Source organism: Paenibacillus sonchi (assembly GCF_016772475.1).
GTDB classification, from domain to species: Bacteria; Bacillota; Bacilli; order Paenibacillales; family Paenibacillaceae; genus Paenibacillus_AQ; species Paenibacillus_AQ sonchi.
The window spans coordinates 3805706-3820914 of the sequence record NZ_CP068595.1 but is presented as its reverse complement, the minus strand read 5'-3'; the positions used below and the strand labels follow the sequence as shown (position 1 = coordinate 3820914).

Genomic DNA, 15209 nt, shown 5'->3' with positions numbered 1-15209 from the left:
CTTATCGCGGCCCCGCTTTTGCCGATAATTGCAATGGTATCAGCCGCCGCTGCAACGGGACGGGGGGTGCAACCCGATTGCCGGTTCTCCTCAGATCAGGTGATAGCTGCAGTGGAAGTTTACCGGTAACAGTTTCATCCAACTGATCCAAACGTATGTCCGCAATGATCACGCGGGGTTCCTCCAACTGGAGGGCCCGGCTGAACGCACGAACCGCTGCATTGGTCTTCAACGGCCGGTATATTCCGCTCCCCAGTGCGCCGTTATCCAGCGCCATGCCCGTCTCTTCCCAGGCAGTCCAGTTAAGGGTAAGCCCGCGGACACCTTTTCTGCGTAAAAAATGGGCAAACCCGTCAAGGTAGCCGTTCCCCGCTGCGTAATCACTTTGGCCGGGACTGCCTTCCAGGGTGGCTATTGAGGAGAACAGAACAAAAAAGTCCGGCTGCTCCTGCAGCAAGCTGTACAGCAGATAAGTGCCCTCGATCTTGGGTGCTGTCACCCGGGTAAAATCAGACCAGTCTTTGGTGAACAGATAACCGCTGCCGGCGATTCCTGCCGCATGGATGATCCCTTTGACCGGTCCATACGCTTCTCTTAGCTGCATCAGGCAGTGTTCAAGCTGCTGCCCATCACTGATGTCGCACGGACATACCATGACCTGGCTGCCTGAGCGTTCGATTTCTTCCAGAATCTCAATTTTCCGGCCTGTTCCCGTCTCTGCTCCGCTTTGCCTGATATCCTCCCATGCCTCACGGGGCGGCAGGCCGCTGCGGCTTAAGAGTCCGAGCTTGACCTTGCTCTTCGAGGACAGGTACCTGGCAAGCTCCAGCCCGATCCCGCCGGTTCCGCCGGTGATTACATACAAACCGCCTTCCTGCAGCGCAAGCGGCTCTTCCGGCTCTTCCTCTGCATAGCGGGCAAGCTCCTCGACAAATCGCTCATTCTCGCGGTAGGCCACCTGATACGCAGTGCGCTCCCCGAAGATTTCCTCCAGTACCGCTCCCCATTCTGTCTCATCATCGAGGTCTATACTGCGGCACTTCAAGTTAGGATACTCCGTATCCGCAACCTTCCCCAGATTGAAGAAGGCCGCATAGCAGGGTTCAAGCTCTTTTTCGCCCCCGGTGACCTCATAGCCATGTTTGCCAAGCAGCACCAACTCGATCTGCTCTTTGTATTTCGCCTGAACCAACGCTTTTATGATAAAAAACAGGCTTTGGACACTCTTTTCCTGGACCGCCTGCAAACTGGAGAAACTGTCTGCCCTGCAGCCTTCGTCAAGGGCATAACCATGAATCATCCGGCTTACGTTCCGGCCCTGCAAATCGGCAAACAGTTGAAGATAATCCGCTACTTCATTACCTACTACATAACGGCTGTTCTTCTCTTTACGATACGCATCCCCTTGGACGACCTGAATCAGCTCAACGTCTCCTGCCTCCATGTGCCTGATGAATTCCCGGGTTGCCCTGCACTCGTTTCCGAACAGGAGTACAGTCCCCCCTATCCGGCTTCCTCCATCCGGCCGAGGAGACTTCACCCAATTGATCCGGTAGAAAAGGTCTTTTGAAATCAGCGCCGGAGCAACTTTCTTCAAGGTATAATTCTCCACTTCCGCAAAAACATTGCCGGCCTCATCGATCAGGCTGATATCGTAGGAGGCCGTCTCCCGGTGATCTATGCGCATCTCCCTTTTCCGCACATAGCTGAAAAAGGAAGCCGGCATCACACCAAAGATGCGGATGGATTCATAATAGAAGGGAAATGCCGGCATATCAGCCGCTTCTTCCCTTTGTCTCAGCAGATGCCAGAAACTGAGCGCCGTGTCCATAAGTGCAGGATGAAGCGAAAATTGTTCACGTGCTGAAGCCCCATCCGTTGATTCGATATGGAGCACAGCGGCACTGTCGTTCTGGTAAAACCTGCGGATGCACTTCCAGCTTGGTCCATACTGAATTCCCGCCGTAAGAATCGGAGTAAATAGTTCAACATTCTCTTCGTTCATCTCCTGAATCAGCGGTTCCAGCGCAATTACAGGCATCTTGGGCTCAGCCTGCGGATAGATCTCCCCTTGTGCATGGATGATCCAGTTCTCCGTGTGTCCGCCTTCCTTCATACTGGCTATCGTAAAGGCAGCATGATCTTCCTCCTCACGAATAATCGTATGAACAACCCTGGTCTCATCCGGCGGGCAGATCAGCATATTTTGCAAGGTGACCTGCCTCAGCACTACATTCTCCCCGGCAAAGAAATACCCGCTTGCGGCCTTGGCCATTTCGAGATAGGCCACTCCCGGCCAGACACCATTCCCGAGAATACGGTGCTCTTGCAGAAGCCAATGCTCTTTGCCGGACAGCGTCGCGGCGTATATCCGCATTCCCGCTGTTTTGACGGTACACTCGCCCAGAAGCGGCCCCGGAACACCCGGGATTGCTCCTTCATTTGGCGCAGGTGCCGGCCAGTGCCTTGTTTTGGTAAAAGGATAGACCGGGAGCCGGACAGTCTGTACGGCTTGTCCGGTCCATAGTGCGTTCCAGTCGACGCGCGTGCCCTGGACATATAATTGAGCCAGCTCTTCAAGAGAGTCCTCGGCAGCCTGTGCAGGGTTTTCAGCGATTTGCCGGACCAGCCGGTGGGCTTTGTCATAGGCGGCCCTCGTTTTGGCCTCCGACAGGTCCTGCTGAGCCATATTATTTTTCGCCTTTTGCCTGATGGGGAAATACCCGTAATACCCGATGGATTCAGGAAGCTGTTCCACATCGTTCAGAAGGACCGCAGCGATTGCCCGCCATAACTCAGAGGCATCCTTGGCGATAATGGCCAGCCGGTGGGCGAAATGCTCGCGGCCAAGCTGGGCCGTATAGACGAGATTCTGAAAATCCGCGTGCTGATGGGTTTGCAGAAATTGAGAATACCTTTGCAATAACTCCAGCAAACCGGACTTCGTCTTTGCAGATACGGGAAAAATCCGCGGTTGCTCCGGTTCCGCCCGCACCGTCTGCTGATCTTCCTGCTGCCATTCCTCCAGAAGCACATGACAGTTCATGCCGCTAAAACCAAAAGAACTGATGCCCGCGCGCCGCGGCCCCTGGGCAGCTTCCCAGGCAAGCGGCTTGTCCACCATATAGAATGGCGACTGGGAGAATGGAATATATGGATTCGGCTCTTCAAAGTGGATCGTGGGAACCAGCTGCCGGTGCTTCATGGACAGGATGACCTTGATAAGGGAGGCCATTCCCGAAGCACCCACGAGATGACCGATATTGGACTTTACAGACCCAAGTCCGCAAAATTGTTTTTTATTCGTATATTGATCAAAGGCCTGCTTCATCGCCTTCACTTCGATAGGGTCTCCAATCACAGTTCCTGTCCCGTGGGTTTCGATGTAAGAAATGGTTTCCGGATGTACTCCGGCCTTAGTCCATACATCAATCAGCAGCCGCTCCTGAGCTTCCGGATTGGGAGCTGTAATGTAGTTGGATGCTCCATCGCTGTTCACCCCGCTGCCTTTGACCACTGAGTAGATCCGGTCCTTGTCTTTGAGCGCTTCGCGCAACGGCTTGATCATGATGGCAGACAGCCCTTCTCCCCAAGTCGTTCCCGTAGCATTTTTATCGAAGGGGCGCACCTTGCCGTCATTGTTTTCCACAATTTTGAACGAAGAGTTGGCAAGCGGCAGCAGGTTGAGACTGATTCCGCCGACAATGGCCATTGTACATTCCTTATGCCTAAGTGATTCACAGCCCTGGTGCAGGGCAACTAATCCGGAGGAGCATGCGGTATCAATGACCTGATTGGGGCCGGTCAAATTAAAGAAAAAGGCAATCCTTCCTGAAATAAAACTGGGAAGATTGCCGGTCATAGCCAACTCGTTGGAAGAGTCGATGAATTGCTGATACAGTCCGGAAGAGTGGTGGTCCCTTCCAATGAATACTCCTGTTTGTGTCCCGTATATTTTTTCACCCATATATCCGGCATCTTCAATCGCTTCAGCGGCAACCTCCAGCATCAGGCGCTGATGCGGGTCCATGAACTCGGCTTCCTTGGGGACAGGCGAAAATATTCAGCATCGAACGAATCAACTTCTTCCAGATAGCTTCCTTTGCCGTATACGGGCGTCTCCATCACTTTTCGCAATAAAGGATCGATATCCTTACGTCTCTTCAGCGGAAAATCCGTGATGCCATTGATTCCGTTAAGCAGGTTGTCCCAGTACTCCTCAAGCGTGTCGGCAAAAGGAAAGCGGCAGGCGATGCCAATGATGGCGATATCATCGGCTGTACGGTTCTCCGCTTCCGCCGGGCCGCTGTTTAATTGGTGCAGAATTTTCAGCGCGAGCTTTTGGTCCAGACGGTTGGCCTTGACGCTCTCCAGAATTTCGGCATTTAACAGATCGATGTTACTCATCAATACGATTCCTCCGTTGGGATAAAAGCTCCACCAAATCTTCTACGGTTCGTTCATCGGAAGTAAGCTTGTCCATAATCGATTGCAGCTGCACATCAAGCGAATCCCCGGAAGGAGGACCCGGATTTGCGGCTGCGGATTCGGCAGGTTTCACTTGCTGCCGGCCACGCTGCTGCTTAATATAGCCGGACAGCTCGGCTACCGAAGAATACGTGAACAAATCCGGCAAGTCGAGGATGCCCGGAAACTCGATTTCCAGCTTTCTGAGCAGTTGGGTTGCGATCAGAGAGTCCCCGCCAACATCCAGAAAGCTGCTGTAGATATTCACAGACGGCAAATGCATCGTTTCTGCCCAGATTCGTGAGACGGCTTGTTCGATTTCATCATAATTCCCGTCGGCACGGCCCGTGATGGTAAACGGGAAGGTGTCATGGACAGTCTGCTTGGGGACGCCCAGCCTGCGGATCAGTCCATCCTCTATCCTTAATAAGGAGCTTTCCTGCACGGCTGCAAGCATATCCAGGTTGAGTGAACCGATCATCACCTGGCTGCAGTCCATGGCTATCGCTTGTCCAAAAGCGGCTATCGCCTCATGCGTTTTTAACGGCTTGCAGATGCCGCTGCCCGTTACCGCACCGTAGTCTACAGCCATGCCAACCTCTTCCCAGACTGCCCAGTTCAGCGTGGTTCCGCGAATCCCTTGTCTGCGCAAATAGGGGGCAAATCCATCCAAATAGCCGTTTCCCGCGATATAGTCGCCCTGGCCCGGACTTCCTTCCAGTGTTGCAACCGAAGAGAACAGCATGAAAAAGTCGAGAGGCTCCTTGATCAGGCTATGCAACAGATAAGTACCTTCTATTTTGGGTTTTGTGACCCTGCAGAATTCCGCCCAGGTTTTGGTAAACAAAAATCCGCTGCCGGCCAGTCCAGCCGCATGGATGACTCCCTTGACCGGACCGAAGGCTTCCCTCAGCTTATCCAGACCGGCAGCAAGCTCCTGCTCATCTGTGACATCGCATGGACACACCATCACCCGGCTTCCCGAGCGTTCGATCTCCTCCAGAATCTCCATTCTCCGGCTTCGCTTCCCGTCATTTCCGTTCTGCCCGCTGCGGCTTAACAGACCCAGGCAAATCTTGTTCAGGGAGGACAAATACCTGGCGATTTCCAGCCCGATCCCGCCGGTTCCGCCAGTAATCAGATACAAACCGCCTTCTTGAAGCTCTGGCGGCTGTCCGGACTGTACCGGTTCCCCTGAATAACGGCCAAACTCCTGAACATACCGTTCATTTGCCCTATAGGCAACTTGATAGACATTCTGTCCATCCTCTATTTCATCCAGTATGGCTGCCCATGCTGTCTGATCGTCCAGGTCAATACTGCGGCAGCTCATATTCGGATACTCTGCCGCCACGGCCTTCCCGAGATTGAAAAAGGCGGTCTGACAAGGTTCAAGCGCTTCCTCATGCCCGGTAATCTCAAAGCCATACTGCCCTAACAGCACCAGATCAATCGCCTGCTTGTATTTGGCTTGGACCAGCGACTTCACTATATAGAACAGACTTTGGATGCTCTTCGCCTGAAGTACTTGCAGATGGCCGGGTCCGGAGGTTTCACCTCCCGCATCCAGAGCATAGCTATGAATGATTCTGCTGACTTTCCGGTCCTGCAGATCAGCGAACAAGCGTTGATAATCACCTTCCTCATTGCCGACCGTGTAGCTGGAGTCCTGTTCCCGGCTATACGCCTCACCGTGACGGACCCGAATCACCTCTGCGCCCCTTGCCGCAAGCAGCCGGATCAATTCGGCGGATCGTCCTCTTTCGTCTCCAAACAGAAGGACAGTGCCGTCTGCCATGTTTCTTCCAGCTGCCGTCCGTGGCTCCTTCACCCAATGAAGCTGGTGGAACAGATCCTTGGTGACCATTGCTGCGGGCACTTTTTTCAAGGTGTAGTTCTCAACTTCCGCGAACACGTTCCCTTGCTCATCTATCAGGCTGATGTCGTAGGAAATAGTCTCCTTGTTATCTCCCCCGGCTGCTCTTTTCACTAAATAGCTGTAAAAGGAACCTGGCATGTTGTCATAGAACGTGAATTTCTTGAAGGAAAACGGAAGATACAAATCACGTAAAATAAACATCGTGACTGCATTCAATCCTGTATCGAGCAGAGCCGGGTGATAACCGTATGCCGAAAAATCCTCCGCATAGCGTTCTCCCAATTTCACGTGAACCAGCACACGGTCATTGCTTTGGGACAATTGCTGGATGTTGTTCCAGCGCGGACCAAAAGCAGTGTCGCCCGCAATACTGTCAAAATCCGGTTCAAATTGCTCCCACTCGTTATTTTCCAGGAGCTGTTGAATATCTACTCTGGCAGCCCCGGCGTGCTTGAAAGGTGCGATTTTCCCTTCGGCATTCAGGCTCCACTCATTATTGCTCCCCGCATTGCCGGGGATGGCGCGGCTGGCGATTTGCAGCCGGAACTGGCTGTCCTGTTTTTCTACCAGCGTATGGACTTGATACCCTTCGCGCTCACCGACAATCAGGGGGTTAATAAAACGAAAATCCTGCAGGCTGAACGCAAGGTCTCCAACATGGCTGCGGCCGGTCTGCCGGGCCCATTCAATCAGTCCCGCCGCCGGTACGATATGGAATCCCATCATCAGATGCTCCCGCAGCAGCCATTGTTCTTCCACCCGCAGCTCAACTTCATAAACCGATTGCTGATAGGTTTCCAATACTTTGCGGCCGGGTAAACCTTCACTTGAAGGAGACAGGAGCGTGCGGATTCGTGGCGAATGGTCTGCCTGCGGCCAAAAGCTTGTCTTTTGGAACGGATACACAGGAAGTGGAATCCGCTGGTACCCGCCGGGCTGGTACCAAACTTCCCAATCGATCTCGGCTCCTTGAACGTACAGGCCGCAAATGTCCGAAACTGCCTGAATATCCTGACCGGAATAAGCCATAAGCGCTGCACGTGCCTGTTCATGCAAGAGATTCAAGCCGGACTCGGTTATCTCCCCGGTGCTTTTGTCCTTTTTGCTTTCCGGGACAATTTTGAATTCGCCGTAATATATCCCGTCGCCCGTGTGTCCGGCTATTGGATGCTCCTGGATGATGCGATACAATTTTTCCTGCAACTCCTGTATATCCTGGACGATTAGAGCCAGCCGGTACGCATAATGCCCTCTTCCTGTCGCAGCGGTGTAACAAAGGTCCGCCAGCTCCATATCCCCGGCGCGCTGCATATGCTGCAGATAACGGGACACCCACTCGGCAAGGACCGTTTTCTCTTTGGCTGAAACCGTAAAGATATGATACGGGCAGCTTGCCGGAGCATGTTTTGGGCTGACCGGAGCTTCCTCCAGCACGAGGTGGAGATTCGTCCCGCTGAAGCCGAAAGAGCTGATCCCTGCCCGCAGCGGAATGTCCTCCTGCGCCCGCTTCCACTCTTGCAGCTTATTGACCATGTAGACCGGGGAGCCTACAAAGTCGATAAACGGATTGGGATCATCAAAATGCAGAGTGCTGACGAGTTTCTGATGCTTGAGTGACAGAATGGCTTTCATCACCGAGGCAATTCCCGAAGCCGCCGCCAAATGGCCAATATTCGATTTCACGGAGCCGATGCCGCAGAACTGTTTTTTAGAGGTGTATTTTCGGAAAGCATTGCTGAGCGACTGGACCTCAATCGGGTCTCCAAGAACGGTACCGGTCCCATGCGCTTCATAAAAACCGATGGTTTCAGGCGCAATCTCCGCATTTATCCAAGCTTGTGTGAACAGCTCTTCTTGTGCAAGCGCATTGGGTGCCGTAAGCCCGTTGGACCTGCCGTCGTTATTCACAGCGCTCCCTTTGATCACCGCATGGATAGGATCGCGGTCCTCAATCGCTTTATCCAGCGGCTTCAGCAGCAATGATCCGATTCCTTCTCCCCACAAGGTTCCATCCGCCTGTTTATCAAACGGCTTCAACAACTGCAGCTTGGATTCCACCAAACCAAACGCCGGATTTTTCATAGGAAAAAAAACCAGACAGACTCCGCCTGCAATCGCCATGTCGCACTCGTTGTTCCGGATCGCCTGGCAGGCATCATGTATGGCCAACAGTCCGGATGAACAAGCCGAATCCAAGACGATGCTCGGACCCTTCAGATCCAGGAAATAAGAGATGCGGCTGGACAATATCCCCGTATAAGACCCGGTTAGAGCAAGCTCATCCGTCTGATCCAGCAAGTGTGTGTACATGTTCCCTACCGTATGATCTCTTCCGATAAACACTCCCGTTCTGGTGGATACCATCCGGCTGCCGCCATACCCGGCATCTTCAATGCTCTCCATAACTGTGGTCAGCAGCAGCCGCTGGATAGGGTCCATCATTTCCGATTCTTTGTTGGAAATTTTGAAGTACCCGGAATCGAACTGATCGATCTGCTCCAAATATCCGCCTTTTTCATACGTGATCTTCTGGAGCGAGCCTGGCACACTCTTCTGGATGAAACCTTCGACGCCCTTTTGTCTGCCCTCGGGGAAATCGCCGATGCAATCAACCTCATTCAACAGATTATTCCAGTATTCATCCACATTGGAAGCCCCCGGAAAGCGCCCTGCCATCCCGATGACCGCAATGTCCTTATGCTGCTTCTTCACGCCCGCCTGTTTGATTTCTTTTAGAATAACCTTGGACTTGTCGACGGATAACTGCTGATCCTTGATCTGCTGATAAATGTACTTTTTGGTTTCCTTCATTCGTCTTCTCCCAGCAATCGCTCAACCTCATCTACATCCAATTCGCCATTGGCTAAGCGATGTAATATCTGGTCAAGGTTGTGATCCTCTTCCTCCTGGCTAGGATTCGCTTTAGCGGATGAAGAAGGTTGAGCTTGCTCCATTCTGGAATATACATATTCAGCCATCTTGTTAATTGTGGGATACGTAAAAATATCCGAGATTCCCAGCATGCCTGGAAAAGCTTTTTCGAGTTCCTGCAGCAAATACACAGCAAAGATCGAATTGCCGCCAATAGAGGTAAAAGCATCGTCCAGCCCAATGGATTCTGATTCCAGCAGGGTCACCCACAACTGGCGGATCAGCTCTTTTATGGACTGCAGCGAGCGGTTACTGGTTCTTCCTTCCGGCAGGCCGGCGGATGCTTTGGCAGAGGGGGCGGTCTGAACAACAAGTTGCGGTTCCACGTAATTCATCAGCAGGTTATTGCCCTCATAAAAGAAGCTGCTGCGGAAATTCTTCACCGCATTTTCTTTGTTGATGGTTCCGATCACCACCTGCTTCTCGCCTGAAGCCAAGGCAGCGTCAAATGCGGACATCGCCACGCGAGTAGGCAGCAAATTGAAGATCAGCTCTTGATTGAACGTTCCATAATCATAGGCCATGCCAATCTCTGCCCAAGGTGCCCAGTTGAGCGTGATGCCGTTTTGATTGGCGGGCAGACTGTAAACAAAGCTATCCAGAAAGCCGTTGGCCGCCACATAATCCCCTTGTCCGGGTGTGCCCTCCAGCGAGGACACGGAAGAATAGCAAACAAAAAATTCCAGAGGTTCTGTAATCAATTCCGCCAGATAGATGCTGCCTGCGATTTTGGATTGAATAACCTCGCGGAAGCGCTGTTCCTCCCTATTGAACAAGAATTGATCTCCGGCTACTCCGGCGGCATGCACTACGCCATTAATGCTGCCAAACCTGCTTCGTACATCCTGCAGCACATTTTCCAGTTCGGTTCTGCGTGAAATGTCTGCTCTATAGAACGTATATGTACTGCCGTTCTTTTGGATCTGCTGCAGGATTTTGATCCGCCGTATAACCTCATGCGCTTCTCCTTCTTGAAGAATCTCCTCCCATTCCGCTTCATCCGGGAAGCCGGAGCGGCTGACCAGTACCAGATTGACCGGTTTCTTATGCGCGAGATGAGCTGCGGTGGACAGCCCCAGGCCGCCTGTTCCGCCCGTGATCAGATAACATCCCGAGCCGGACAGAATCAGCTCTTGAGGCAGCGGATTGGACAGCGGAAGCTCCATCATCCTTTGGCCGTACCGTTCGCCTTTTCTATATGCGGTTACGTAATGGTCAGGCAGGTTGTCCAGCTCAGCCAGAAGCGCAGTGACCTCCGTTTCGGGGTCCAGATCAATACAGCGGCAGCGCAGATGGGCGTATTCGCTGCTGACCACCTTGCCGAGATGGTAGAAGGCGCTGTGCATCGGGTTCAGCGAAGGCTCGTTCTGTGTAACCTGATACGCCGAATCAGCAATGAGGACGAGATCGATTTTCTCCCGGATATTATGGGCAACCAGGCTTTTGGTCAGATAAAAAAGACTGAACAGCCCCTTGTTCATCTCCTGCTCTACATCGCTGCCTGAAAGAGAAGGACTAGGACTCCAAGAGAAGCAGTGGAGAATCCGCTGCACCCCCCTTGTCTGGATCTCCCCGCACAACCGGTCAAAATCCTGTTGGCTCCCGCTGATCCGGTAATGATGATCATCCTGTTTGTTGAAGCGCTCACCCATAACTACCGAAATAAACGGTATGTCTCTCTCTTGCAAAGCAGCCAAAAACCTATGGGAAAGCGGATCTTGTCCGGCAAAAACAAGCGTAAGCGGCATACTGCCCTCAGCTTGCTCCCGTTCATGAAGCGGCGAACGCTCCCACCCCAGCCGGTGGAACATTCCTTTGGGCAATACCGGAGCGGAAGAGAATGCTTCGATATGCACCCGTTTCAACGAATATTCTTCAATCTCTGCAAAGACATCCCCGGCTTCATCGAACAGCACGATATCGAATGAAACCGTTTCTTGCAGCTCTGTGGTCTGGTTATTTTTCATCTGCAGCATGCTGTAAAATCTGTGCGGCATGCTGCCATAAAACTTGATCCGCTTATAAGCAAACGGCAAAAATAACCCGTCACGAATCTGGCTGATGGGAATATTAACAGCACAATCCAGCAAGGACGGATGCATGGTATAGGCGTGGACTTCTGCGGCAAAAGGAGCCGGCAGTTCAAAAAAGGCGGCGATGCGGTCAGGCTCCACATAAATCTCTTTCATGCACTCCCAATGAGGGCCGGTCTGGACCGGAGCCTCTGCTCCGGGTTTATAGCCGGCAACGGATTGTCTCTTCGATTCCTGCAGAACCTCCGGGAGGGCAATCCGCCTCTTTGGCTCCTCCCTGTGCAGGATGCTCACTTTTCCTTTACAGTGAACCACCCATTCATCCGGCAGCTCCCCGGAAAGGGAGGTAACCATCACATCGGTCCCTGACTTTTGCTTAGTCAGCACAATGTGGACACTCTTTTGTTCATGCTCCTTCATCTGCAGCGGCTGCAGGAACATGAAATTCTCCATGATAAGCCCGCCCTGTTCAGGAACAGTTTGCTTCAGGATTTGAGCGGCGAGCTCCAGATAAGCGGTTCCGGGCAGCACATAATGGTCCATGATTTTATGTTCAGCCACAACCCAGTGGGTATCGCAGGAGAACCGGGCTTCATAAATTTCTACCCCGTTGCTGCGGACCAGACATTGACCGGCAAGCGGTCCCGTCTTTGGCATATACGCTTTGGGTTCGATCCAGCAGCGCGTTTCCTGAAACGGATAGGCAGGCAAGCTGATTAGCTGATAGCGTCCGTCCGCATACAAGCTTTGCCAAGGAATCGCTTCCCCCTGTACATACAACTGTGCCAGCTGCTGCAGAAGTGAGCCGCGGTGCTGATCAACTGCAGCCCTCATCTTCTGGACGATCCCCTGTATATCAGGAGAGGAACCCGGGATTTTGGCGTTAGCCTGTTCATGGCCCAGACGCACATAGACATGTTCCATGGAGATCTTCTCTGCTCCCGCTTGCTTAAGCGACTGGAGCTTCTCAAGCAAATCCATTCGGTTTCTGAACACGATTGCCGCCTTATGCACATGATGGTCCCGGCCGGCATTCGCCGTATAGCACAAGTTGTCCAGATCAACCGCCTCTGACTGATTGATGAATTGGTGATACTCAGAGACGAGCCTGCGCAGCACATCACTGTTCTTGGCAGATAACGTCAACATGTTCCAGCGGTCTGCGCTGCGGTTCCCTGCACGCTCAACCGCCGCTGTCTCTTTGTATTGCTCCAGGATCATATGGCAGTTCGTCCCGCTTAACCCGAAGGAATTGATCCCGCATCTTCGGGGATGCTCACCGCTCTCCCAGGCGCGCACCGCATCATTCACGTAGACCGGGGAATCGGGGAAACTGATATTCGGGTTCGGGGATTGGAAATGTATCGTCGGCGGCAATGTCTCATGCTGCAAGGCAAGAATACATTTCAGCAATCCGGAGATCCCTGCCGCATGGTCCAAATGTCCGATATTCGTTTTGATGGAGCCAATCGCGCAAAACTGTTTTTTTCTCGTGTATCTGTCAAAAGCCCTTGTAATTCCGTCAATCTCCACAGGGTCACCCAAGCGGGTTGCCGTCCCATGGGCCTCAATCAAAGAAATGGTCTCCGGATGAACCTCCGCATCCTTCCATGCCCGGATAATCAGCTCCTCCTGGGCTTTGGAGTTAGGCGCGGTAATGCCAATCGATTGTCCATCCTGATTGACTGCACTTCCTTTGATGAGGGCATAAATATGGTCTCCATCCTGTATCGCCTGCCGGGCATCCTTCAGCAGAACGACTCCCGCACCTTCCCCAAGGCCGGTTCCATCGGCATTCTGATCAAAGGTTCTCGTTCTGAACCCGGAGGAGACGATGCCAATGCCGGTGCTCGATTGTTCAAAGGGCTGCAATTGCACCTTTACTCCCCCGGCAAATGCCATTCCGCACTCTCCGCGGCGGATGGACTGGCAGGCGAGATGAACGGCGACCAGCGAAGAGGAGCATGCCGTATCGACAAGCATGCTGGGTCCGTGCACATCCAGCCAATAGGCCAAGCGTGCCGGGATAATCGATTTGATGTTGCCCGTCATCGCCAGATCAGCCAGCTCTGCACTCTCCCCGCTGAGCAAATGCTTGTATTCTCCCCCGAAATCGCTGCTATACCCTAAAAAAACACCGGTTGGGGTTCCGCCCAGTTTGCCTTTTCCGTATCCGGCATCCTCCATTGCCTCCACACAGCATTGCAGAAAGAGGCGCTGATTGGGGTCCATCAGCTTCGCCTCCTTCGGTGAAATGGAGAAGTATTCACAATCGAACCCGTCAATCCGGTCCAAATACCCGCTTTCCGCATACGCCGCCTGGTCCTTTTGACAATCCTTTTTCAGCAAAGCGGACATGACCTCTTCATAATCCTGTTTGCGGGACAAGGGGATTTGGCGGATCGAATCCCTGCCAAGCGTAATATTGGTCCAGTACTCCCTGGCGTTGTGAGCTTCAGGCATCTTCCCTGCCAGCCCAATGACCGCAATGTCTTTGCGGAGGGCTTCCTCTGATTCAGCAGATTCACAGGAAAGGGGGAGCTCCTCTTCCAAATCGAGTTGAATCTGATTGAACAGAGGTTTATTTTTCATACACCGTTTCCTTTTCGTCAAACATGATCGGGGCAAAGTCATCAAATAGATGTCTGTTCTTGGTTTCATCAAAAATTTGCGTGAAGCGTTCCCTTTGCTCTTCCAGCGGCACCTTTTTGGTAACAAAAACCGAGCGGAGCATCTCGATGGCCTCTTTCATGTCTTCCGCAGACTCTTCGCGGCCTTCTTCCTCCAGCCGGTTACTCAGTGCCTGCACCTTCCGGTAAGGCTCAATCACGCCCCGTTGGTACTCCGCCTCATCCCAGTTCTGATTTCGTGTACACACAGCGATAGCTAAAGAACGTGACACCAGAGTAGGGCGTTTTTCGGCGATTTGCTCATCGATGATTGCCATGATCTCCTGGTTATGTTCCTCATAAGAAAAGGCGCGTACATGCGAGAAATCACGTTTGATCAGATTGGTCAAAGCCGACTTCGGACCCAGCTCGATAAAGGTGTTCACGCCTTGGCGCAGCAAATAATCAATCGTTTCTTTCCATCTCACCGCACTGACCATTTGCATGCTGAGCCGGGCACGAATTCCCTCCAGATCGGAATAAGGCTTCGCATCCACATTGGACAGAACCGGCCAGTTGATGGCGGACATATCCGTAGCGGCCAGGACACGCTGGAATATTTGATTGCTGATTTCAAGATAAGGTGTATGGAAAGGAGCGGAAACCTGGAGCGGAATGCTGATCGCCCCGATTTTCGCCAGATTTTCCGCTGCCTGCGTGACCAGTGCCTTGGAGCCGGAAATCACCACTTGATTCGAGGAATTGTAGTTAGCCACCACGATTTTATCCTCGTCATTCGAAAGCCTTGCACACTCCTCCTCCACCAGCAGCGGATGCAGACCGTTAATGGCAGCCATCCCCCCTGTCCCTCTGTTGTAGCCTGCTGCATCAGGGACGCTCTCTCCATTACCAGCCGCAGGGCATCTTCATACTTAAACACACCTGCACATGTAAGTGCTGTAATCTCCCCTAAGCTGTGGCCGGCCATAAAGGACGGGAAAAACTTTTTCCCCTTCCAAATGGATTGAAAAATCGCATAACTGTAGGCAAAGATCGCCGGCTGGGCAAATTCAGTCCGCGTTAATTGGTCCAGATTTCCTTCATTGATGACAGCAAGCAAATCGTAGCCGAGGATATCGTTGGTTCTGCTAAAAATCTCCCTTGCTTCGGCAGAGCTTTCATACAGGGCTTTGCCCATCATATTGTACTGGCTTCCTTGACCTGGAAACAGCAAAGCAATTTTTATCATCTGTGTATCCTCCCTTTATTTACCTTGGTCCAGTCCATCGT

At 52.5% G+C, this 15209-nt stretch carries 5 protein-coding genes and 1 pseudogene; all 6 read right to left on the bottom strand.

Features of this window, described 5'->3' with window-relative positions:
* Position 1: 1 nt before the first annotated feature.
* The 6 genes and pseudogenes from JI735_RS37375 to JI735_RS36925 all read right to left on the bottom strand — a co-directional run bounded on the left by JI735_RS37375 (position 2) and on the right by JI735_RS36925 (position 15168).
* Positions 2–2689: an SDR family NAD(P)-dependent oxidoreductase gene (locus JI735_RS37375; RefSeq protein WP_411830128.1), complete on the bottom strand. Its 2688-nt coding sequence runs from the start codon at positions 2687–2689 to the stop codon at positions 2–4.
* Between the two features lie 90 nt (positions 2690–2779).
* Positions 2780–4407, bottom strand: a pseudogene (locus JI735_RS35885) (type I polyketide synthase); the annotation flags it as partial.
* Positions 4400–9157 (bottom strand): SDR family NAD(P)-dependent oxidoreductase, encoded by a 4758-nt coding sequence (locus JI735_RS17000; RefSeq protein ID WP_039837487.1) that lies wholly within the window; start codon positions 9155–9157, stop codon positions 4400–4402. The gene JI735_RS17000 and the pseudogene JI735_RS35885, both read right to left, overlap by 8 nt.
* Positions 9154–13902 (bottom strand): type I polyketide synthase, encoded by a 4749-nt coding sequence (locus JI735_RS16995; protein WP_051052071.1) that lies wholly within the window; start codon positions 13900–13902, stop codon positions 9154–9156. Before JI735_RS16995 ends, JI735_RS17000 begins: the two co-directional genes overlap by 4 nt.
* The gene (locus JI735_RS16990; RefSeq protein WP_202676213.1) at positions 13892–14776 is read right to left on the bottom strand and encodes an ACP S-malonyltransferase; all 885 of its coding nucleotides are present in this window, start codon (positions 14774–14776) and stop codon (positions 13892–13894) included. Before JI735_RS16990 ends, JI735_RS16995 begins: the two co-directional genes overlap by 11 nt.
* Entirely contained in the window at positions 14662–15168 is a 507-nt protein-coding gene (locus tag JI735_RS36925; protein WP_202676212.1) for an ACP S-malonyltransferase, read from the bottom strand. The genes JI735_RS16990 and JI735_RS36925 overlap by 115 nt, the downstream gene beginning before the upstream one ends.
* Positions 15169–15209 lie beyond the last annotated feature (41 nt).

Bases quoted from the DNA above. Each gene is read 5' to 3' on its own strand.
- JI735_RS17000 (WP_039837487.1), bottom strand. From the start codon at position 9,157: ATGAAGGAAACCAAAAAGTACATTTATCAGCAGATCAAGGATCAGCAG.
- JI735_RS16995 (WP_051052071.1), bottom strand. From the start codon at position 13,902: ATGAAAAATAAACCTCTGTTCAATCAGATTCAACTCGATTTGGAAGAG.
- JI735_RS36925 (WP_202676212.1), bottom strand. From the start codon at position 15,168: ATGATAAAAATTGCTTTGCTGTTTCCAGGTCAAGGAAGCCAGTACAAT.
- JI735_RS16990 (WP_202676213.1), bottom strand. From the start codon at position 14,776: ATGGCTGCCATTAACGGTCTGCATCCGCTGCTGGTGGAGGAGGAGTGT.
- JI735_RS37375 (WP_411830128.1), bottom strand. From the start codon at position 2,689: ATGGCTCAGCAGGACCTGTCGGAGGCCAAAACGAGGGCCGCCTATGAC.